Origin of the sequence: Thermococcus sp. LS2, from assembly GCF_012027375.1 — an archaeon.
GTDB lineage: Archaea > Methanobacteriota_B > Thermococci > Thermococcales > Thermococcaceae > Thermococcus_B.
This window is the reverse complement of record NZ_SNUI01000028.1, coordinates 1-411: the sequence shown is the minus strand read 5'-3', so window position 1 is coordinate 411 and position 411 is coordinate 1. Positions and strand designations below refer to the sequence as shown.

At 44.0% G+C, this 411-nt stretch carries 2 pseudogenes; both read left to right on the top strand.

Annotation, left to right across the window (positions count from 1 at the left end):
* Positions 1–165 (top strand): annotated as a pseudogene (locus E3E24_RS12560) (IS607 family transposase); the annotation flags it as partial.
* Positions 146–411: pseudogene (locus tag E3E24_RS12555) on the top strand (RNA-guided endonuclease TnpB family protein); the annotation flags it as partial. The pseudogenes E3E24_RS12560 and E3E24_RS12555, both read left to right, overlap by 20 nt.

The following is a 411-nucleotide window of genomic DNA, read 5'->3' as shown; positions in this document are numbered from 1 at the left end:
GAAATTGAAGTCATCTTTGATGATGAAGAGAAAACGCCAGGAAAGGAACTCGTTGAGGATTTGTTAGCCATTGTAACTTCCTTCGCTGGAAAACTTTATGGAGCTCGTTCTCATAAGAAAAAGCGTCTTGTCGAGGCGGTAAAGAATGCCCTCAGAGACGATTAAACTCACGGCAAAATTCAAACTCAAGGGAACACCCGAAGGATTAGATGGGCTTTTCCAGACTTACCGGGAAATCGTGAACTTTCTCATCACTCACGCTTTTGAGAACAATGTTACCAGCTTTTACCGGCTGAAGAAGGAGACCTACAAGGGCTTACGCAGGGAGTATTCAGAACTTCCGAGCCATTACATTTACACGGCCTGTCAGATGGCCATATCAATCTTCAAAAGCTTTAGGAAGCGGAAGAA